Source organism: Streptomyces sp. NPDC090119, from assembly GCF_044747085.1.
Lineage (GTDB): Bacteria > Actinomycetota > Actinomycetes > Streptomycetales > Streptomycetaceae > Streptomyces.
Map to the genome: position 1 here is coordinate 886,971 of NZ_JBIVDK010000001.1, position 20,469 is coordinate 907,439.

Sequence of the window (20,469 nt, forward strand, 5' to 3'; positions counted from 1 at the left end):
TTCGCCCCGCCCGCAGGTGGCCCGGCGCCCGCTGCGGCACGATCAGCCGCGGCGGGCGCTGTCGCTGATGTGGTGGGCGAGGCCGGTCCACCACCGCGACAGGTGCTGTGCGGATGCGGCCCGGTCCTGTTCCTCCACGAGCCGGGTGAGCAGGGGGAGTTCGCCGGCCATCGCGAAGCCGTAGACCAGCCGCTTCATGACGCCGTGCTGTCCGGCCGGGTCCGCGGTGGTCGCCCGGGTGTGCTGGTCGAAGACAGCACGCCAGTAGCTCTCGGGACTGTGCCCGCCGATGTGGCCCAGTGCGTGGACGGCGGCCAGTACGACTCCCGCGGGCAGGCCCCGAGCCAGGGTGAGGCCGGCGACCACCTCGCGCTGCCCGGGGCCGCCGAGGACCCGCAGCGCGTGCAGCAGCGGCACGGCCCGGTCCTCGGCGCGGAGCGTGCCGGGCTGCCCGATCTCTGCGGCGAGCGCGGCGGCCACTCCGGAGCCGTACGGGCTGGCCCGCAGCAGTATCGCCGCGTACAGGCGCATGTCCGCCACCGGATGGTGGAGCAGATCGTCCAGGAGTCCGCTCAGGACGCCGGCGGTCGTCTTCGGCACGTCACCGGCCAGCCGCGCGAGGAGCCGGCCGACGACCACCGAGGCCGAGGCCGGGTCCGTCAGCGAGCCATGCGTCACGACCGCCCGGACGACGCCGCCCCGGCCGGCGGCCGCGCGGGTGAGCCGCGCGGCGTGGGCGGGTGCGAGCGGGAGCGACGCCAGGAGAACGGAGGCCGCCTCCAGAGCGGGCGGCGGCAGTCCCGGTCCCGGACCGCTTGTCAGGACACCGTCGACCAGGTCCACCAGGGTGCGCGTCTGCTCGGCGCCGAAGTGCCGCTTGCGTGTCTTGCGGGCGGCGGCAAGCAGGGCCCCGTACAGGCTGTCCGGCGTGGTCGGGTCGGTGAGCTGGCGCAGCACCGCCCGGCCGGCATCCGGGTGTGGGCTGCCGTCCAGTGCGCACACCACCTCGATCAGGCCGGCGTGGTCCGACTGCTCGGCCGCCCCCGAACAGACGGCGATCACCTCCGGGCCCCAACGCGGGTCGGCCATCAGTCTGCCCAGCGACTCGAAGCGCCTCATCCATGAGACGCCGCCGGATACCAGCGTCTCCTCCAGCAGCCGCCGGACGACCGCGCTGCGCACCCGCCCCGGCGACACGTGACCCCCGCCGTGGACGGCCCAGCGGCTCAGCCTCTCCCAGTCGCCGCCGGTCAGCACGCCCCCGTCCAGGGCCCGGTCCAGCAGCGACTCGAAGCGGGGGTCCGCGCCGTCCGGGACCGCAGGGCCGCTCCCGCCGCGCAGGAAGGCCGCCGCGGCCGGACCGCCCTCGTGGCGGGCGATGGTCTGGATCGGGGCGAGCAGGGAGTACGCGGGCAGCCCGAGCACTCTCTCGTAACGTCGCACGGCCTCCTGTACCACCGGCACGCGGCCGGTCTCCCAGCGCGACAGCGAGCTGGGACTCGTCCCGGCCGCACCGCGGTGGCCCTCGCGGTAGGCCTGGGCGAACCCGGGGAGTTCCCGCCGTGAGGCGTCGGCGTGGCACAGCCGGTGAGCCCGCAGCAGCCATCCCGCTCGCACCTGCCACGGCGTCCAGCGGATGGCCGCCGGACCGGTCAAGTCACTGTGTTCCACACGGACCCCCCGCTCGTACACATCACACCCCTGTCCAGATTTACCGCACTCTGGACCACTTATTCCCCCTTCTGCGAGGGGGTTTGAGGACGGTGGGCGCCTCAAGGCCCCGCGCGACGGCGCCATACCACAAGAAGCCGCGATATGGCGGCGCGGTGCACGGCGGAGGGCCCCGTTGCACACCCCGCGCCGGAGCGCCACGGCGCGGCCTACAACTGAGGCGGACCGGGCGGCACGACCCTGCAAGAGCCCGGCCGAACCGAAGGGAAGCATCATGCATCACGGCACATCTGCTCCGTCGACGGCGATACCCGCACCCTGGGCCGCGGCACGCCGCGGACGACGGCTGCTCGCGGCGGCCGCCCTGCTGGTGGGCGTGGCGGTGCCCGCCCTGACCGGCGCCGCCACCGCCTCGGCGGCGCCGGCGTCGGGGCTCTACAACTGCACATCCGGCGTCGACGCCGGCAGCGGCAACACCTGGGGATGGGGGGTCTGCTCGGGCAACGGGACCTTCGCCCTCCGCCTGAACTGCACCTACGGCCAGAACAAGACGTCGGCGCCGATCATCGTCCGCGGCGGTCAGGTCCGCACCGACATCCAGTGCCCGCTGGGCACCACCATCCGCAACACCCAGATCAACATCCTCAGTTGACGCCCCCGGTGGGCTGAGTGGTGACTCCTCCGGCCCCGGCATCACCGGTCGGCCCCGGCGCGGCCGGGGCCGGAGGAACGATCGTCATGCTGGGATGCCGCGCCCATGTCACCGGGTCAACCCGGCTCAGGCTCGGGTCCGAGCTGAGGAAGGGCGTACAGCGCGAAACCCTCGATCCGCACGCTCACGGACGGTCGCGGGCGCTCGGACGGGTACGTGCATCGCACGCCCGTCGAGGCCGGCACCACCACGCACACGCGCGGCGGCTCGCCCCCGGGCATCGAGCAGTAGCGACGTCGCTTGTCGATGGGTTCGGGAGGCGCCCGGTTCCATGGATGGGTGACTTGGCGGTATGTCGACACAGGAGCTTGACCGCAAGCACGGCGTCAGGAACTGGAGCGAGCCCGCACTCCGTGCTGGAGAAGGTTTCAAGCGGCTCGTCGTCAGTGTGCCCAGGGCAGACGAACCACCTCGCTCTCACTGTCGTTCACCAATGCGTCGACCCAGCCGGATGATCCGGGCCAGGCGTAGGAATGCGGCGGAGCGCTGCACGGAGCCCCAGCAGCGACGTCAAGCGGTGCGCGATCTCCGAAGCCGCGCGCCGCTCGACCTGGTCATTGCTTGTCAGTTCATCTCGCTGCTGTGCGAACGGCGCAGCAGCGTGGCCGCGGTCGCCAGGAGGGTGAGGCAGACTGCGGCAAGGACCAACAGGACCTGGTGGAACGCGCTGTCGTAGGCATCGATGAGGAACGTGGTGAAGCCGGTGCGCTGACTGGCCGCTGCCTGTGCGGCCTGGTTCTCGACGTCTCCGACGGCGACGCTTCCTGCCAGACGGTCGGAGTCGCCGTGGAAGAAGGGGAAGCGGCCGATGCCGTCGTGAACCTCGGCCGTCACGGTGGTCCAGTGCCTGGCCATCGCCCAGGCCGGCGGCCAGTGCCATGCCGGAGCCGGTGATGAGGATGGGCAGAGCGACGACGGGGATGGACACCTGCGGTGTGTGGAGGAGCAGTCCGAGGTCGCCGACGACGAGGGGAACGACCGCGCCCACGAAGAGGGTGGTCACTCCGGTGCTGGCCCGGCCCCACTGGGATCGGCACGAGGCACAGGACGACGGCGAGCGCCACTGCGTGCAGGGCGAAGACCCAGCGCCATCCGGCGCTTGGGACGACGTCACCTGGGTCATGACCGACAGCACGTGTCGGTACGCCCTCTCGCGCATCTGGCCTGCTCCGGATGCGAGATCGCCAGCCACGCACGTCCGGACTCCAGAAGAGTGACTGTTCGGGCGGCAACGACGAGGGTTCGGTCGCCGGAGAAGGTGCTCCGGTGATGAGCACCGTGTCCCGCGGGCACGCGAAGCGGCTGGCTACCGAACAAGGCGGTCGCCTCTGACAGATCGACGCCTCCGGGGCGCGGATGCCGTCCGGCACCCGGCACACCGCCGTCGCGTCGCACTGGAAGGTCCGGTCCCCGGTCCGCCGGTCGACTGTGTGCAGCCGCGTACGCGGGCGCGGCCTACACGGAACACGCCCGCGGTGTGGTGTGAGACAGGCGGTCAGCCCGTCCGCAGCGTGGCCTCCTGCGAGGCGCGCTTCAGGTCCCGTTCCCGCGACGGCGTGCCGCCGCGCAGCAGGTCGGTCCAGCTCTCCGCGTGGCGAAGGTGGAACTCCGATGCCCCGCCGAAGAGGCGTCGGCGTCCGGAGACCCTCAGCTCACGGGACAGCTCCGCCTCGACGGCGGCCGTCATCTCCTCCAGCGAAGGTGCGGCCGACTCGAAGGACAGCACCAGCGGGTTCTCGCCCAGCTCGCCACCCCAGCCGATGGTGAACGACGTGGCCGTCAGCCGTACGCGCAGGGCGACCTCGCGGTCCCATCCCAGCGGCAGTGCCAGCTCCAGATTGTCCTGATCTTCCAGAGCCGTGCCGAGGTACCACTGGGCTTCGTCCCCGATGATCCCGACTGGACCGACGGAGGTGAGGAGTGCGTCGACGGTATCGATCAGCTCTCGCTCGCGTCCCGTCGGCTCCTCCCGTGCGTTGAGCTCCGGGTCGGTGTGCAGATAGGTCATGGCGTTGGGCCTCCTTTCATCGGAAGAGGGTGACGATCAGAAGAGGGTGAAGTGCCGGGGCTTGTTGCGCCAGCGCCAGCCAATAACGTTCTGCAGTCCGCTGTCGCCCCGGTCGAAGCTCTCGCATCCACCGGCACCACCACCGTCACGGAGAGCTTGATCGACTCTTTGCAGGGCACCACCGATGCTCTGCGTCGCGCAGCACCTATTTCTCGGGGCGCTCCGGGCAGCTCACGCTTCCAGGCGAGATCCTTGGGCAGACCGGCAGTTGCCACCTCGATCTAGGCAAGCCAGACTGTGCAGCCCTCGCCTTCGCGGACGCCCGTGACGTAGCCTGCATCGGCGTCCCCAGCCCGTATTTGGACCATGGCAGCGCGCGCGAGGAACTGGGCGGTGGTGCGCGTCTCATCGCGGTGCAGGCGTCTCCATGATCACCTACGCACCATGCTGGGCGAAGCCCGTCTGTATCGGAGTTACACGCCCGTGCAAGATCTCCTCGACCGGGAACGAAGCGTGCTGAGGGAACGGGTGGTCGCGCGATGCTGATCCTGGTCCTCTGGGACATCGACCGCACTCTGCTGTACACGGGAGACATCGACCGGAGGGTGTACCGCGAGCTGTTCGAAGAGGTGGTCGGCCGTCCCGCCGAACAGCTGCCCGCGCGCGGAACCGGGGTGACCATGCCACTCGCTGTGCGGGAACTGCTGCGCGTCAACTCGGTGGAGCCGACGCAGATTGAGGGACTCGCTCACAAAATCATCTCGCGAATGCCCGACCAACTCGGGAGCCATCGGGGCGACCTCGTACGTACGGGCAAGGTCATGCCCGGTGCTGCCGCAGCGCTCGCCGCTGTCCACCAGAAGCCCGAGTTCGTGCCGACCGTAGTCACCGGCAATCTGCAGGGTAGCGCCGAGATCAAGCTCCAGGCCCTGGGTCTCGACAAGCACCTCGATCTCGCCATCGGCGGATACGCGTCCGACAACTCCCACCGCCCTGCGCTGGTGCGTGTGGCGCAGCAGCGGGCTGGTATCCGCTACGGCTGCGACTTCACCCGTGAAACGACCGTGATCATCGGCGACTCCCTCGAAGACGTCCGCACCGGACAAGAGGGAGGAGCCCGCGTGATCGCCGTCGCGTCCGGGACAACTCCGCGTCACGAACTCACCGCCGCCGGAGCACACCACGTCATTCCAGACCTAACCGATACTGCTCTGCTGATCGAACTTATCGGGCAGGCTGACGCGAGTGGCTGAGCAAGGTGCTCAGGGTCGACACCGGTCGTTCCGGCCACGGCCTTGCACTCATTTCTCGGCGTGGTGCGCTCCAGCGGGGCGGGCACCCCGGGGCGATCGGCGGACGACTGCCGCGCGGGCAAGCACGGCGACCGGCTGTCAACGTAAAATTGCGTGGAAAACACCGGGCCAGAGACGCTACGAATTTACGAAGTAGCAGGTCAGAGGCCGCTTCAGAGGGAATCCTGAAGCGGCCTCTGACCATTTTCGGGGTCCGGTCGGGGGCCGGTTCGATTGGGCGCGGGCGCGCGATCGTGCGCGATCTGGCTGTCACCTGCGGGGGATGACAGCCACAGCTTCGGTGAAGCGGTTCTGCCGGATCAGCAGTTCGGCCAGGTCGATCGCTGCCCGCCTGCCGGGCAGTGGGCGCAGGTGGGCGACGGCCTGTTCGACCCGGCCGTCCTGAGCGAGCAGCCAGGCGAGGGTCAGCTCGCGGTCGTCGACCTCGTCGGCCGGGAGTGCCTCGATCTCCTCGATGGCTTCCCGGGCGCGTCCCGCCTCTCCCATCAGCGACCACCGGTTGGACCGGAGCCACTCCTCGTTCTCGGCGAGGAACTCGGGGCTGCGTCCTTCCGTGAGGTCGATGGCCTTGTCGTGTCGGCCCTGTTCGGCGAGCAGCATCATGGTCGACTGGAGAAGGTTTCCGTCATGGAGGTCGTCGAACGTGTGCCTCCCCGCCTCGATGGCGTCATCGAAGCGACACTGACGGACACGTAGATCCACCAGCGCGTGCTCGTACCAGCCCGGATGTCCGGAAGCGATGAGCTCGCGCAGGTACGCCTCTGCTTCCCCGGCCCGGCCCATGTTCTCCAGGGCCTTGACGTACGTGATCCCGACGGTGGACCTCCGGGTTCCGGTGGCGAGGTCGCGCAGTTCCTCGATGCGACCGTGCCGGGCCAGCAGCTCGGCGTAGAACTCGATGGTGTTCTCCGGCCCGTACCGGCGTACCGCCACGTCCGTGCCGAGCAGCCGGATCGCCTCGTCCGCGCGGCCGGACCGTTCCAGGACCCGGGCCTGCGCCGCCAGGACCTCCCACAGGTCACCGACGTGGCACTGCGTCGGATCGCGCCGGAAATCCTTGGCGAGCGGGGCGAGTTCCTCCAGCACCCGCTCGTCGCATCCCTGCCCGTCGGTCATCTCCACCAGGCCGCGCAGCACCCGTCTGTCGCGGAGGAACGGGACCAGCACGCTGATCGCGTCGTCCACCCGCCCGGCACGGACCAGCGCTTCGGCGTAGTCCCGCCACGCGTCACCGCTCTCCTGCCCCCGCCCGTCGGGGTGCGCCAGCTCCAGCGCCTGTTCGACGTGGTTCCACCGCAGGAGGACGTCGATCGCCACCCGAATCGCCGGTTGCCAGCCCGATGCCGCGAACGGCTCCACGACCGTCCAGGCCCGCCCGAACTCCCCCGCCGTGCACAGTCCCCGTGCCGCACCTGCGGCGCAGAACCAGTCCTCGCGCTCGCGTGCGGCCTCCACCAACACCTCGAGACCGCCGCGTTCCAGGATCTCGTTCACCATTCGCGGCGGGACACCACCGAGGTGGTTCAACTGCCACTGAAGATCATCCACATTCACGAGGGCACTGTAAGCCCGGGTGGGGGCCGGTTACGGGGAGATCCGTAACCGGCCCCCGGCCGTCCTCGGGGACCCGCGTCCCGCCATCAACTCGTCAGCGGGAGAGGGCGGCGACCTCGCGTACGGCCTCGGCGATGGCACCGAAGTCCTTCTTGAGGAGCGCGCCGTGGTTGCTGGCCACCTTCGCGGCGATCCGGATGTTCGGATTGCGCCCGGTCACCGCGCCGAGGCCCGCGCGAAGGCGTTCCTGCTCGTCGCCGCGGCTGCCGAAGGACGCTCCCGAGGCGACCACGTACCGCACCGGGACGGTGATGCCGTCCAGTACCGGGCCCAGTTCGCGCTCGCGGGAGATCCTGCCGAGTTCGATGTTGCTGTCCGCCTGCTGCTCGGCGGTCATCCGTGGGGCCAGGCCGGTCGGGCGCAGCAGCGGCAGGAACCAGCTCATCCGGCGGAACAGCTTGCGGATGCGCCGCTCCATGGCCTCGTCGAGCCAGTCGTAGGGGAAGGCGCCGTCCACCAGGACCGCGCCCAGGGCGCGCTCCGGATTCCGCTCGGCCCAGTGCGCCGCGACGACCGCTCCGTAGGACCAGCCCACCACCAACGCCCGGTCCACACCCCGGGCCGCGAGCACGGCGTCGACGTCGCGGACGGCCGCCTCGAAGGAGTAGTCCGCCGAGCGCTTCGATCTGCCGCGGGCCCGCTCGTCGTACGTGATGTGCCGCCATTCCGGGCCCAGTTCGGCGATGACCCGCCGCCAGTACCCCTGCGTGGCGAACTGGCCGTTGAGGTAGACCACCGGGATTCCGGGGCCGCCGGTGTCGGTGACGGCGAGGGCCGTGTCCTCGACCGGCACCATGCCGGTCCACCGCGAACCGTTCGCGGACGTGCTGTTCTTCGTCATGTGTTCCCCCTGGTCCTGGAATGTTCCGGCTGTGTTCTTTCAGAGGCTGCGGGCGGTGATGTCGCCCTTCGCGGTGGTGGCGCGGATCTCCAGTGCGGTGGTGCCGTCGTTCTTGAGGGCGTGGCTGACGCGGCCATGACCGGCGGTGGCGTCCAGCGCGGCCGAGACGCCGGAGGCCGCGGCGACCGAGATGTCGCCCGCCTGGGTACGGAGCACGACCGTTCCGCGCCGGGCCTCCGTGATCCGGATGTCGCCCCGCGTGGTGCTGATCTCGGCGGGACCGCCGAGGCGGCCGACCTCGATGTCACCGTCGATCGCGGTGAGACGGACACCGGCCGCCTCGTCGATCTTGATGTGGCGGTACGCGCCTTCGAAGGAGATGTCGCCCAGGCGCCCGACGCCGCGGAGTTCGGCGCCGTCGGCCCTGCCCTCGACGCGAGAGCCGGCCGGGAGCTGGACGGTGACCTCCAGGGAACCGGAGGGGCCGAAGAGCCGGCTGTCCGGCGCCGGGGCCGTGATCCGCAGGACGCCGTCGGCGTAGGCGACGGAGGTCCGCTCGGCGGCCTTCACGTCCCGGCTCTTCGCGGGGTCTGCGGGCAGGACCTCGACGGTGGTGTCGGCGCGCTGCGCCGCGATGAACCGGACGCGTCCGGCGGGGATCTCCAGGACGGCGGAGATCGGGGCCGGGGTGTCGAACTTCCGCATCGTCTGCTCCCGAGTGCTCGTCGTTTCTGACATCGAAAACGCTACGTTGCGTTCCATGATTGGGCAACGTACTTGTTGCACTGGGAATTCATTTATGCAGCTGGGAAGCTATAAAGTGTTGCAATGGTCCTGAAGGTAACGCAACGTCAGCTGTCGCGTTCATTGCAATGGGTGCGGAGTGAACGCTACTGTGGGCGCTCGGTGACCGTCACGAAGGATCATTGAGGAGGCAGCGATGCCGGGAGGCAGGCTCACTCACCAGGAGCGTCGGCAGATCGCGCTGGGGCTGGCCGACAGCCTCTCCTACGCCGCGATCGCCCGCGGCCTCGACCGTCCGACCTCGACGGTCACGCGCGAGGTGATGCGCAACGGCGGACCCAACGCCTACCGCGCCGACCTGGCCCACCAGGCCACCGAACGCCGCGCCCACCGACGCGGGTCGGCCGTCTCCCGAGGGCCGGAGTCGGCCCCGCAGCCACATGGGCGGGACGCCGACGCCATGGCCGAGTACGAGGGGACGTTCACCGCCGTCCTCATGGGCTCGGGCCTGAACAGGATGTCGGCACGCGTGCTGACCTGCCTGTTCACCACCGACTCGGGCAGCCTGAGCGCGTCTCGGCTCGCCCAACGCCTCCAGGTCAGCCCGTCGTCCGTCTCCAAGGCGATCGCCTTCCTGGAAAGCCAGAGTCTCGTCCGCCGCGAACGCGACGAACGTCGCCGTGACCGCTACGTCGTCGACGACGAACTCTTCTTCCAGGCGACGATCGCCAGCGTCCGGGCCAACGACCGGCTCGTCGAGACCGCCCGCCGGGGCGTCGCCGTGCTCGGCCCGCACACCCCCGCCGCCACCCGTCTGGAGAACATCGCCCGCTTCCTCGACTTCATCAGCGAAAGCATCACCCGCGCCGCCGAACAGGCCCGCGAAGTCCTCCACGCCGGACCCGGAGCGGCCGAGCACGACACCACCCGGCCGGCCTCTGATCACGGCTGGCCGGAGCAGTCGGCCAGTCTCTGAAGTCCCCCTGACGCGGGTCTGGTGGTGACCCTCAGCCCTGACCGGGCGGTGCCCAGGGCCCCGGCGGCACCGGCGGGGCCTGGAGGGCGCCGCGGAGGGACTGCTTGAGCGTCTTCGGGGGAGCCTCCTTCTCCTCCTGGGAGTGCATGAGCCGGGCCGTCGTCACGCGTATGCGGCACTCACGGTGGCGCTGCCGCACGATCACCACCCAGGCACCGTCCTGGGCGAGCAGGGCATGCCGGGCCGGTTCGTCCCCGGGCTTGGCGTGCCGGGCGATGGTCCCCGGTACGTAGTGCAGGGCCGCGTCCTCGGCGGCCGCGACGGCCTGTGCCTCGTCGCCGTCGATGTGGTGGGTGCCCGTCAACATCCACCGATGCAGCTTCAGTTCGTTGCCGTCGACGTATTCCGTCACCCGAGTGTCCTCTTCGATGAGGACGTACCACTCAGCAGTCATGTCCGGGACCCCGCCGTTTTCTTCCAATGACGCTCTTGAGCAGCGCAAGGACCATGTTTCCTCCGCCGATCCGGTCATCCTGCCATGTGGATCATCGGGAGCCGCGGCGCGTGGGCGGATGATCGGTCGTCGAGAATCTGCGTCGCCCTGTAACAATCTTGCGCAGGTTCATAGACTTCATTTCCGTACGCTCCTACGTTTCTTGCGTCCGCTCACCCCACGAGCCCTAAGGACGCACACCCATGACCTCACCCCCCGATCGCAGACCCCTGCGCCGATCCCTGGCGGCGACCGTGTCGCTGGCACTGGCCGCGGCCGGCACCCTCGTCGCCGTGGCGCTCGCACCCGACGCCGCCGCGGCCGGGGTGCCCGCGCCGTCCCCGGTCGGCATCTCCGGCCGTGGCGCGACCGTCCCGTTCAAGGAGCAGGAGGCCGAGTACGCCGCCACCAACGGCACCCTCATCGGACCGGACCGCCTCTACGGCCATCTCCCCTCCGAGGCGTCCGGGCGGCAGGCGGTGACACTGGACGCGCCCGGCGAGTACGTCGAGTTCACCCTGACCGCGCCCGCCAACGCGATGTCGTTCCGCTACTCGCTGCCCGACAACGCGGCCGGTACCGGACGCGACGCGAGCCTCGACGTGAAGATCAACGGCAACCAGCTCAAGTCCGTACCCGTGACCTCCAAGTACGGCTGGTACTACGGGGGTTATCCGTTCAACAACAACCCCGGCGACACCAACCCCCACCACTTCTACGACGAGACCCGCACCCTGCTCGGCTCGACCCTGCCGATCGGGACCAAGGTGCGCCTGCAGGTGTCGTCCACCAGCGCCTCACCGACCTTCACCATCGACCTCGCCGACTTCGAGCAGGTGGGCACGGCCCTCGGCAAGCCGTCCGGAGCCCTGGACGTGGTGAGCGACTTCGGCGCCGACCCGACCGGCGCGGCCGACTCCACCGCCAAGATCCAGGCCGCGGTCGACGCGGGCAAGGCACAGGGCAGGGCGGTCTACATACCGCAGGGCACTTTCCAGGTGCGGGACCACATAGTCGTCGACCAGGTGACCCTGGCGGGCGCGGGTCCCTGGTACAGCGTCCTCACCGGCCGCGATCCGGTGAACCGGGCGAAGGCCGTGGGCGTGTACGGCAAGTACGCGAACCAGGGCGGCAGCAAGAACGTCACGCTCAAGGACTTCGCCATCCTGGGCGACATCCGCGAGCGCGTCGACGACGACCAGGTCAACGCCATCGGCGGCGCGCTCTCCAACTCCACCGTCGACAACGTGTGGATGCAGCACACCAAGTGCGGGGCCTGGATGGACGGCCCCATGGACAACTTCACCATCAAGAACAGCCGCATCCTGGATCAGACCGCGGACGGCGTGAACTTCCACATGGGTGTCACCAACTCCACGGTGACCAACACGTTCGTACGCAACACGGGTGACGACGGACTCGCCATGTGGGCGGAAGCCATACCGAACGTCAAGAACAAGTTCACCTTCAACACGGTGATCCTGCCGATCCTGGCCAACAACATCGTCACGTACGGCGGCAAGGACATCACCATCTCGGACAACGTGATGGCGGACACCATCACCAACGGCGGCGGTCTGCATGTCGCCAACCGGTATCCGGGGGTCAACTCCGGTCAGGGTACCGCTGTCTCCGGTACCACGACAGCCGCTCGCAATACCCTGATCCGGGCCGGGAACAACGACTTCAACTGGCAGTTCGGCGTCGGCGCGGTCTGGTTCAGCGGGCTCAACGAAGCGCTGGACGCGACGGTCAACATCACCGACACCGAGATCCTCGACAGCTCCTACGCCGCCATCATGAACATCGAGGGCGCGACGAAGGGCCTGCACTTCGAGAACGTCCGGATCGACGGGGCGGGCACCTACGCCTTGCAGATCCAGTCGCCCGGCAACGCCTCGTTCACCAACGTCACGGCCACGCACATCGCCCAGTCCAACCCCATCCACAACTGCGTCGGCTCCGGCTTCGTCATCACCCGCGGCACCGGCAACAGCGGCTGGTACGCGGACCCGCCCGCGTGCACCGGCACCTGGCCGGACCCGAAGTGGACCAACGGCGGAGTACCCGGCGGAGGCACCACGCCCCCGACCGACCCGCCCACCGATCCCCCCACGGACCCGCCGACCGACCCCACCGTCAACCTCGCCAAGAACCGTTCCGTCACCGAGACGAGCCACACCGACGTCTACCCGGCCACCAAGGCCGTCGACGGCAACGCGGACACGTACTGGGAGAGCGCCAACAACGCCTTCCCGCAGTCCGTCACCGTCGACCTGGGCGCGGCGAAGGCGGTCAAACGCGTCGTCCTCAAGCTGCCCCCGGCTGCGGCCTGGGCCACCCGCACCCAGACGCTGAGCATCCTCGGCAGCACCGACAACTCCACGTTCGGCACGCTGAAGCCGTCGGCGGGGTACACCTTCAACCCGTCGAGCGGCAACACCGCGACCATCACCCTGTCCGGCACCCCGACCCGCTACCTCCGCGTGACCGTCACCGCCAACACCGGCTGGCCCGCGGCACAGTTGTCCGAGCTGGAGGCGTACACGGGCTGACCCGACCCGCCCGCGCACTCCCTGCGGTCCCGCTCCGGAACCTGACCCGGAGCGGGACCGCACGCTGCGTCGGGGTGCCGGTGGATCAGAGCGGGCCGACTCGGCGCGGTGGTCCCGTCGCCACTCCTCCGTCCTCGCCGCGCGCGTCCTGCGGTCGGGCGGGACCGACCAGTCCTTCGGGGTCGAAGGTCGTAGTGTCGGACCTGTTCCCGAGGAGGGGTTGCGATGCGCAGTGTGACCTGCTCGATGGGTGTGTCCCTGGACGGCCATGTCGTCGGGCCGGACGGCGGCTTCGACTGGGCGGCGCCCGACGAGGAGCTCTTCCGGTTCGTCACCGACGAGCTCCGGCAGGTCGGCGTCCACCTGATGGGGCGACGGCTGTACGAGACGATGCTGTACTGGGAGACCGCCGACCAGGACCCCGCGCTCGACGACTCGATGCTCGAATGGGCCGCCCTCTGGAAGCCGCTTCCGAAGGTGGTGTTCTCCACCACGCTCTCGACGGTACGGGGCAACGCCCGGCTGGCCTCCGGCGGCCTCGCGGAGGAGATCGAGCGGTTGCGGGCCGCGCCGGGGGAGGGCGACATCGCGATCGGCGGCCCCACGCTCGCCGCCGAGGCGGCCGCGTCGGGACTGATCGACGAGTACCGGGTCAGGGTCCACCCGGTGCTGGTCGGCGGCGGCATTCCGTTCTTCCCGCCGCATGAGCGCCGGGTGGATCTCGAACTCGTCGAGACCCGCACGTTCAGCTCGGGAGTCCTCTACCTCCGCTATCGGGTGGCGCGCGGAGCCGTGCGCTAGACGTCGGCGATGTGCCGGGTGAGTCGTCCGGCCGGCCGCCGCTGCGAGAGGCCGCGTACCACGGCCAGCGACACCGCCGCCGCCGCGAAGCCGAGGACCGCGCCCGCCGCGACGTCGCCCGGATAGTGCACGCCGGTGTGGACACGGGAGTAGCCGACGGCGGCCGCGAGCGAGCCCAGCGGGGCCGCCGCCGGGGGCAGTACGACACCCACGGCGGTGGCGAACGCGGTGGCCGAGGCGGTGTGTCCGGAGGGGAAGGACGCCGACGCGGGCATGGGCACGTGCCGGGCCACGGCCACCTGTGCCTCCTCCCGGTCGGGGCGGTGACGGCGCACCATCCGCTTGCCGAACAGGTTCGCCGCCGCCGACGCCAGCGTGACCGACGCGACCCCGGCCAGCGCGGCGCGGCGGGGGCGGCCCGGCAGCAGGGCGAGGGCCGCCGCGACACCGAACGAGATCTTCGAGTGGTCGGCCGCGTGCGACACCATCCGCAGCGCACGGTCCAGCGCGGGGGTGGGCGTGGCGGCCACGGCCGCGTACAGCGCTCCGTCGACCGCGCGCAGGTCGCCGAGGACGGCGGGGACGGTGTTCCGGTCAGGCACGGTTCTCTCCTGGTGCGGTGAGCTCGGCGGGACCGAACGCGAGGTCGAGCAGTTTCCGCCAGTCGACGGGCGGTGCGGGGGGCGGCACGCCGGGACGGTCGCGCGGCAGCAGCACCCGTAGCGCACGGGGCCGTACCGTGCACGTGACCGGTGAGCGCAGCCAGAGCGCCTCGCCGTCCACCGCCACCGGGATCTGCGGCTCCCCGGCCGTCACCTCGACCCGCCGGGCGGTCGTCACGGTGAGCCCCGGTGCCTGTGAGCCCCGTACGGCCAGCTCCGCCGCCTGGGCCGCGTTCTCCACCCTGATCCCGATCACGCCCAGCTCACCGGTGTCGAGCCGGGGCCGCCGCCCGCCGCCGCTCAGCTCGTCGGGGGAGACGTACGGGTTGTTGCTGACCAGCAGCGCCTGCTGGTCGTCGAGCGGGGTGCCGTCCACCCGCGCGCCGAGCCGTCGTACGCCCTCCGTGGCCAGCAGGTCCGGCATCAGGTTCAGGGCGGTGCCGGTCTTGTTGTCGCGGTACTCGGGGCTCTGCACGATGTCCGCGTACACCCCGAAGGACACCGTGTTGACGAAGGGGCGGCCGGAGACGTCGCCGAGGTCGACCCGGATCTCCTCGCCGTCGGTCAGCGCGTCGAGGCAGCGGGCGGGGTCGGTGCGGTCGAGGCCGAGGTCCATGGCGAAGTGGTTGCGGGTGCCCGCGGAGATCACGAGGAACGGCAGGTGGTGCTCGGCGGCGACGGCCGCGACCTGTGCCTGAGTGCCGTCGCCGCCCGCGACACCGAGCAGGTCGGCGCCGTCGGCCACGGCCTCACGCGCCAGCTTGCCCACGTCGGCCGGCTCCGCCGGGTCCAGCAGGATCACCCGCGCGTTCAGCCGCTCCGCCCGTTCCACCAGGTCGAACCGGCCGACCTTGCCGCCGCCCGACTTCGGGTTCATGATCAGTACCGGCCGTTTCGGCCGGTGTGCCCGGGTGGGCCGCTGCGAGCGGGATGGCCGCGCCCTGCGAAGCGCCGCGCGGCCCGCGACACCCGCGACCGACCAGCACACGGCGGAGATCAGCGCGATCAGCCACAGACCGCTTCGCGTGAGGAACACCAGGACGCCGACCGGCGCGGCGACCGCCACCAGCGCGCCGAGCAGCCGCACCACGCCGCGCCGGGCCACGAACCACCAGACGCCCGCGGCGCAGAGCACCAGCCCGACGATCCCGGCCACGGCCACGAGCAGACCGCCGCCGCCCACCGCGAGCAGCAGCACCACCACGGCGCCGATCGCCGCCACCACGGCGCACCGCGCGAGCAGCCGGGCTGCCAGCCCCGGCCGGAACCGCGCCTTCAGTGCCCCGCCCATGAAGCCCTCCCGGAGGATCTCGGTCCGTCCCGCACCACCAGCCTGGCGCAGTGTCCCCGGTGGCGGCCGTCCCGGACGGCTGTACGGGTGAGCCACCCGCGGCCGGAGCGAGGCAGCGCCAGGAGACACCGCCTCGTGGCGTGGAGATCATGTCACCCGGTCACCGACCCGTGGTGCACGGGGTGGCGATGGTCAAGTCCGGATCGCGGGTGGTCAGGTGGCTGACCAGTTCGGCCGGGGCGGCGGGGCCGCCTGAGATCTCGGCGCGCCCTTGACGTGCTCGGAACAGTCAATGCATTATTCCACTAGTTCATTGGTTGAAAGCGGGGGATCACTCGTGGCGTTCGCCTTCCGGATCGATCGGTCCAGTGGGGTGCCGAGCTACGTGCAGGTCGTGCAGCAGGTTCAACAGGCTCTCAGGCTGGGGCAGTTGGAACCCGGTGATCGTCTGCCGACCGCTCGTGCGGTCGTCGAGGCGACCGCGCTCAACCCCAACACCGTGCTCAAGGCGTACCGCGAGCTGGAGTCCCAGGGCCTGGTCGAGACCCGGCGCAGGCACGGGACGTTCATCACCGGCACGCTGGGCGCCTCGTCCGGCGACTCGCCCTGGCGGGCGGAGCTGGCGGACGTGGCCGCGCGCGCCCGTGCGGCGGGGCTGGAGCGCGAGGATCTCGCCGCGCTGTTCGCCGCCGTGGTCGAAGACCTCTACTCACCGACGTACTCACCGAAGGAACCCGATGTCGTTCCCCCTCAGCAGCCCTGAAGCGGCGCTCGCCGCGGACGGCGTCAGACGGAGATACCGGCGCGGCGGTCCCGACGCGCTCGACGGCTGCGCCTTCGCCGTCCCCGCCGGGGTCGTCTGCGCCCTCGTCGGACCGAACGGCGCGGGCAAGTCGACCCTCCTGGAGCTGGCGGCCGGACTGCAGCGTCCCACCTCCGGCTCCGTCGAGGTCTTCGGCGGGCCCGCGCGCATCGGCCATCCGCGAGTCGCCTACCTGGCCCAGGACCGCCCCCTGTTCCCCCGGTTCACGGTCGCCGAGACGCTCCGCCTGGGCGCACGGCTCAACGAGGGCAACTGGGACGCCGAACTGGCGGAGAGATTCGCCGACCCCTCCCGCTTCGGCAAGGCCGCCCGCGTCGGCAGCCTGTCCGGCGGCGAACGGACCCGGATCGCCCTGGCCCTCGCCCTCGGCAAGCGGGCCGACCTGCTGCTGCTCGACGAGCCGATGGCGGACCTGGACGTGCTCGCCCGCCAGGAGCTGATGGGCCTGCTCATGGCGCATGTCGCCGACACCGGCGCCACGGTGATCATGTCGTCGCACATCCTGTCCGAGCTGACCGACGTCTGCGACCACCTGCTGCTCCTGGACCGCGGCACGGCCCGGCTCTGCGGCGACATCGACGAACTGACCGACTCCCACGCCGTGGTGGCCTTCGCCGGGGGCGCCGAGCGGCTCGACGGCCACCCCGTCGTCGAGTCCCGGCCCGCCGGGCGTGGCACCAGCGCCCTGATCCGCCGCGAGCGTCCGCTGCCCGCCGACTGGGAGGTCCGGCCGCCTGCCGTGGAGGAGCTGGTGCTCGCCCACCTCACCGGCTCCTCCCTGCCCGTCTCGACACCGCACCGCAAGGACACCGCCGCATGAGCGCCGCCATCGCCGCCGCACCGAAGTCAGCACGGCGGCCCGGCCGCCTCCGGCCACTCGCCGGGATCGCCCTGCGCCAGTACTGGATCGCCGGCGCGATCCTGCTGCTGCTCGCCCTGTGCATCGGCGTCCAGATCGTGTACCACTACCAGGGCTGGGCCGACGCGATAGCCCTGCGTGACCATGTCGGCAGCGAGGCGTACCACTTCGGGCGCTACACGGATGACGCCCACACCATGACGGCGAGGCTCATGGATGACGGCACCATGCTCGCCTTCCAGCCCGCCCTGCTCGCCGCGCTCCTCACCGGTGTGCTGACCGCACGTGAATGGGAGTCCCGGCGTGTGGTCCTCGCCCTCACCCAGACGGTCACCCCCCGGCGCTGGTTCGGCGTCCGCTGGGCCGTCCTGGCGGCGATCCTCGTGGTGCTGACCGTCCCGCTGGTGGCGCTGTACCGGATGAGTGTCGTCCACGCCTTCCACCTCGACCTGCTCACCTACGGCGCCGAACGGCAGAACGCGTACTACACGATCGGCCCCGTCACCGTCGCGTACGTGGTCCTCGGCGTCGCCGCCGGTGCCCTGACCGGTACCCTGCTGCGGCGCCTGTGGCCCACGCTCCTCGCCGCCCCGCTCCTGACCTGGCTGGTGGCAGCCCTGCTCGTCCGCTCGCGCGCGATGCTGCTGCTCGACCTCCCCGTGCTCGCCAAGGTCGACGGATACCACCCCGGCGCCGTATTCGGTCTGATGTTCTATGACGCGCTGCCGCAGGACGCCTACCTCACCAACGCCCTGGACACCGGCGACTACTGGCCGTTCCAGATCGCCTCCAGCACGCTGGTGCTGGCGGTGGCGGCGCTGTTCGTCCTGGCCTCCTTCCGCGTCATCCGGCGCCGCACGGCCTGATCCGTACGCGGTTCCGCCCCGGCGGCGACGATCGCCGGGGCGGAACCCCGCCCGGAGTGCGCCCCGCCAGCACCTTGCGCATGCTGGTTAGGGGAGGTGCCATGGAAGGCGACGCCCGACGCGAGCGCACCCTTGAGACCTGCCCGGAGGCCATGCGCGTGGCCTGCGAGGCCCTTGCCGCATCACCCCTGGCGATCCTCGTCCTCGATGACGAGCTGCGTGTCACCGAGTGCAACGAGGCCGCGCACCGCCTGCTGTCGAGCACCGCCGAGGACCTGACCGGCCAGGTGCTCACCGACGTGCTCCCGCTGCGCGACCCCGAGGCGGAGACGGCCGACGCGCGCGAGGTACGTACCAGCGGCGTCGCCTCCCTGAACCGGCTCGTCCGCACCCGCCACACGCTCCGGCAGCGCCCCAGGACCCTGGCGCTCTCCTTCTTTCCGGCGCCGCCCGGCCAGGAGGGTGCCGGGCTCGTCTGCACGATCGCCGACATCACCCCCGACGAGACGGACCGGGCCGGTGCCGACCCGCTGCGCCGCCTGGCGGCCATCCAGGGCGAGGTGGGGGAGACGCTCGACCACGACACCACCTGCACCGAACTCGCCGAGGCACTCGTCCCCGGCGCCGCCGACACCGTCGTCATCGCCCTCGCCGAACACCTCACCCAGGGCGAACCCCCGCCGCTGGCCCCGCACCACCCCGAGCCGCTGTGCCCGATCGCGTGCGGCGGCGTCCCCGAGGACAGCCGCATCTGGCCCGCCGACCAGCGGCTCTTCGCCCCGCTCCTGGCCGCCCGGACACCACGCGCCACCGACACCGAGGCCGACCCCGGCTGGCTGGACACCGAACCCGGACTGAAACGCCTGCTGCGCGCGGCCGGAGCGCACGCGCTGCTCGCCGCCCCGATCACCCGGCAGGGCACCGTACTCGGCCTGCTGCTGCTCTACCGGGGCGAGACACCGGCGCCGTTCTCCGCCGAGGACATCGCCCTCGTGGAGAAGGTCTGCGCGCACACGGCACGGTGCCTGGACCACGCCCGGCGCTTCCACCGCGAACACACCATCGCGCTGGCCATCCAGCACTCGCTGCTGCCCCGACAGCCACCGACGGGTGCCGCGCTCGACATCGCGGACCTGCGGTTGCCCGGCGAGGAGAGCGGGGGCGGCTGGTTTGACGTGATGCCGCTGTCCGGCGCCCGTACCGGCCTCGCGGTCGGACAGGTCACCGGGTTCGGCGTGCGGACGGCCACCACCATGGGCGAGCTGAGAACCGCCGGGCGTTCCCTCGCCACGCTCGACCTCCAGCCCGGCGAACTGCTGGCGCGGCTGAGCCGTACGACCGCCACCCTGGCCCGCGACCGGAGCGCGGACCAGCGGAAGTCCGGCCCCCTGCGCGCCGGGTGCACCTACGCGGAGTGGGACCCGCTGTCCTGCGAGGTCACCGTCGCGCGGGCGGGCGGGCCCGAGATCGTGCTCGTCCGCCCCGACGGCACCATCGACACCATCGCCAGCCCCGAGGGCCCCCACCTCGGCGGTCCGGCCGAGCCGATCCCGTCCGTCACCGCCGCCGTCCCGCCCGAGTCGCTGCTGATCCTGCACACCCCCGGCCTCACCGACGACCCCGGCGCCGTCCCCGGCCTGCTGCGCGAGGCGCTGGACCGGCTCCCCGACACCGCCGACGGCGTCGACCCACGGGCCCTCTGCGACGAACTGGACGCCCTGCTCACCTCCCACCCGCGCGCGATCGAGGCGCAGGTACTGGTGTGCCGGGTCATGGCCTTCCCCCGCGAACGCGTGGCGACCCTCTCCCTGCCCGACGGCCCCCAGGCCGCCGAGGCCGCCCGCGCCTGCTGCGAGCGGTACCTCAGCGAGTGGGGGCTGGACGACGACGTCCGCTTCAACGGCCAGCTGATCGTCAGCGAGTTCGCCGGAAACGCGGTCCGTCACGGCTCCCCGCCCGCCCGCCTCCGCCTCATCTTCGACCAGGCCCTCACCATCGAGGTCTCCGACGCGGGCGGCAACGCACCTCTGCTCCGGCACGCGCAGGAGGGCGACGAGGGCGGACGCGGGCTGTTCATCGTCTCCCAGCTCGCGGACCGGTGGGGGACCCGCTACGACAGCGGGGGCGGGAAGACGATCTGGGCGGAGGTGGACACGCCGGGGGAGCGGGACGAGGAGGAGGGGAGCAGCGGGGGAAGCTCTCCGCGCTGATCCCTGTAGAGTCCCCGGGGGGAGTGATGC

18 protein-coding genes and 1 pseudogene are annotated in these 20,469 nt (G+C 71.1%); 10 read left to right on the forward strand and 9 right to left on the reverse strand.

All coding sequences use genetic code 11. The features are described 5' to 3' along the window. Nucleotides 1–42: 42 nt before the first annotated feature. Entirely contained in the window at nucleotides 43–1,656 is a 1,614-nt protein-coding gene (locus ACIPPM_RS04055) for a hypothetical protein (protein WP_401442638.1), read from the reverse strand. A 289-nt stretch (nucleotides 1,657–1,945) separates the two neighbouring features. Here ACIPPM_RS04055 and ACIPPM_RS04060 point away from each other — a divergent pair, with 289 nt between their 5' ends. Together ACIPPM_RS04060 and ACIPPM_RS04065 are read left to right on the forward strand one after the other, a co-directional pair. Continuing rightward, nucleotides 1,946–2,323 (forward strand): hypothetical protein, encoded by a 378-nt coding sequence (locus tag ACIPPM_RS04060; RefSeq protein WP_401442640.1) that lies wholly within the window; start codon nucleotides 1,946–1,948, stop codon nucleotides 2,321–2,323. A gap of 162 nt (nucleotides 2,324–2,485) precedes the next feature. Further along, nucleotides 2,486–2,614, forward strand: a pseudogene (locus ACIPPM_RS04065) (helix-turn-helix domain-containing protein); the annotation flags it as partial. A gap of 333 nt (nucleotides 2,615–2,947) precedes the next feature. Here the strand turns inward: ACIPPM_RS04065 and ACIPPM_RS04070 are convergent. Together ACIPPM_RS04070 and ACIPPM_RS04075 are read right to left on the reverse strand one after the other, a co-directional pair. After that, nucleotides 2,948–3,217 carry a hypothetical protein gene (locus ACIPPM_RS04070; RefSeq protein WP_401442642.1) on the reverse strand — a complete coding sequence of 90 codons (270 nt, stop codon included), beginning with the start codon at nucleotides 3,215–3,217 and terminating at the stop codon, nucleotides 2,948–2,950. A gap of 661 nt (nucleotides 3,218–3,878) precedes the next feature. Continuing rightward, nucleotides 3,879–4,391, reverse strand: a complete 513-nt coding sequence (locus ACIPPM_RS04075) for a hypothetical protein (RefSeq protein ID WP_401442645.1) — start codon at nucleotides 4,389–4,391, stop codon at nucleotides 3,879–3,881. 539 nt (nucleotides 4,392–4,930) lie between these two features. Here ACIPPM_RS04075 and ACIPPM_RS04080 point away from each other — a divergent pair. Further along, nucleotides 4,931–5,644: an HAD family hydrolase gene (locus tag ACIPPM_RS04080; RefSeq protein WP_401442647.1), complete on the forward strand. Its 714-nt coding sequence runs from the start codon at nucleotides 4,931–4,933 to the stop codon at nucleotides 5,642–5,644. Between the two features lie 309 nt (nucleotides 5,645–5,953). Here ACIPPM_RS04080 and ACIPPM_RS04085 read toward each other — a convergent pair whose 3' ends face one another. From ACIPPM_RS04085 to ACIPPM_RS04095, 3 genes are all read right to left on the reverse strand, one after another. Further along, nucleotides 5,954–7,201, reverse strand: a complete 1,248-nt coding sequence (locus ACIPPM_RS04085) for a hypothetical protein (RefSeq protein ID WP_401442650.1) — start codon at nucleotides 7,199–7,201, stop codon at nucleotides 5,954–5,956. Between the two features lie 151 nt (nucleotides 7,202–7,352). Continuing rightward, the gene (locus tag ACIPPM_RS04090; protein WP_401442653.1) at nucleotides 7,353–8,159 is read right to left on the reverse strand and encodes an alpha/beta fold hydrolase; all 807 of its coding nucleotides are present in this window, start codon (nucleotides 8,157–8,159) and stop codon (nucleotides 7,353–7,355) included. A 39-nt stretch (nucleotides 8,160–8,198) separates the two neighbouring features. After that, nucleotides 8,199–8,864 carry a DUF4097 family beta strand repeat-containing protein gene (locus tag ACIPPM_RS04095; protein ID WP_401442655.1) on the reverse strand — a complete coding sequence of 222 codons (666 nt, stop codon included), beginning with the start codon at nucleotides 8,862–8,864 and terminating at the stop codon, nucleotides 8,199–8,201. Nucleotides 8,865–9,099: 235 nt separating this feature from the next. Between ACIPPM_RS04095 and ACIPPM_RS04100 the strand changes: the two genes are divergently transcribed. Beyond that, nucleotides 9,100–9,879 carry a helix-turn-helix domain-containing protein gene (locus tag ACIPPM_RS04100; RefSeq protein WP_401442657.1) on the forward strand — a complete coding sequence of 260 codons (780 nt, stop codon included), beginning with the start codon at nucleotides 9,100–9,102 and terminating at the stop codon, nucleotides 9,877–9,879. 31 nt (nucleotides 9,880–9,910) lie between these two features. On the opposite strand, the gene ACIPPM_RS04105 is transcribed toward ACIPPM_RS04100, so the two are convergent. Beyond that, nucleotides 9,911–10,333, reverse strand: a complete 423-nt coding sequence (locus ACIPPM_RS04105; RefSeq protein WP_401442659.1) for a hypothetical protein — start codon at nucleotides 10,331–10,333, stop codon at nucleotides 9,911–9,913. A 242-nt stretch (nucleotides 10,334–10,575) separates the two neighbouring features. Between ACIPPM_RS04105 and ACIPPM_RS04110 the strand changes: the two genes are divergently transcribed. Together ACIPPM_RS04110 and ACIPPM_RS04115 are read left to right on the forward strand one after the other, a co-directional pair. Then, nucleotides 10,576–12,927 carry a discoidin domain-containing protein gene (locus ACIPPM_RS04110; protein WP_401442661.1) on the forward strand — a complete coding sequence of 784 codons (2,352 nt, stop codon included), beginning with the start codon at nucleotides 10,576–10,578 and terminating at the stop codon, nucleotides 12,925–12,927. A gap of 225 nt (nucleotides 12,928–13,152) precedes the next feature. Then, nucleotides 13,153–13,728, forward strand: a complete 576-nt coding sequence (locus tag ACIPPM_RS04115; RefSeq protein WP_401442663.1) for a dihydrofolate reductase family protein — start codon at nucleotides 13,153–13,155, stop codon at nucleotides 13,726–13,728. Here ACIPPM_RS04115 and ACIPPM_RS04120 read toward each other — a convergent pair. Next, nucleotides 13,725–14,330, reverse strand: a complete 606-nt coding sequence (locus ACIPPM_RS04120) for a phosphatase PAP2 family protein (protein ID WP_401442665.1) — start codon at nucleotides 14,328–14,330, stop codon at nucleotides 13,725–13,727. The genes ACIPPM_RS04115 and ACIPPM_RS04120 overlap by 4 nt on opposite strands. Further along, the gene (locus tag ACIPPM_RS04125; RefSeq protein ID WP_401442667.1) at nucleotides 14,323–15,681 is read right to left on the reverse strand and encodes a diacylglycerol/lipid kinase family protein; all 1,359 of its coding nucleotides are present in this window, start codon (nucleotides 15,679–15,681) and stop codon (nucleotides 14,323–14,325) included. Before ACIPPM_RS04125 ends, ACIPPM_RS04120 begins: the two co-directional genes overlap by 8 nt. Before the next feature lie 337 nt (nucleotides 15,682–16,018). Here ACIPPM_RS04125 and ACIPPM_RS04130 point away from each other — a divergent pair, with 337 nt between their 5' ends. From ACIPPM_RS04130 to ACIPPM_RS04145, 4 genes are all read left to right on the forward strand, one after another. Then, nucleotides 16,019–16,444, forward strand: a complete 426-nt coding sequence (locus ACIPPM_RS04130) for a GntR family transcriptional regulator (RefSeq protein WP_401442669.1) — start codon at nucleotides 16,019–16,021, stop codon at nucleotides 16,442–16,444. Continuing rightward, entirely contained in the window at nucleotides 16,419–17,324 is a 906-nt protein-coding gene (locus ACIPPM_RS04135) for an ABC transporter ATP-binding protein (protein WP_401442671.1), read from the forward strand. Before ACIPPM_RS04130 ends, ACIPPM_RS04135 begins: the two co-directional genes overlap by 26 nt. Beyond that, nucleotides 17,321–18,229, forward strand: a complete 909-nt coding sequence (locus tag ACIPPM_RS04140; RefSeq protein ID WP_401442673.1) for a hypothetical protein — start codon at nucleotides 17,321–17,323, stop codon at nucleotides 18,227–18,229. Before ACIPPM_RS04135 ends, ACIPPM_RS04140 begins: the two co-directional genes overlap by 4 nt. 101 nt (nucleotides 18,230–18,330) lie before the next feature. Then, a complete protein-coding gene (locus ACIPPM_RS04145; RefSeq protein WP_401442676.1) occupies nucleotides 18,331–20,439 on the forward strand; it encodes a SpoIIE family protein phosphatase in 2,109 nt (702 codons plus the stop codon). Nucleotides 20,440–20,469: the final 30 nt, after the last annotated feature.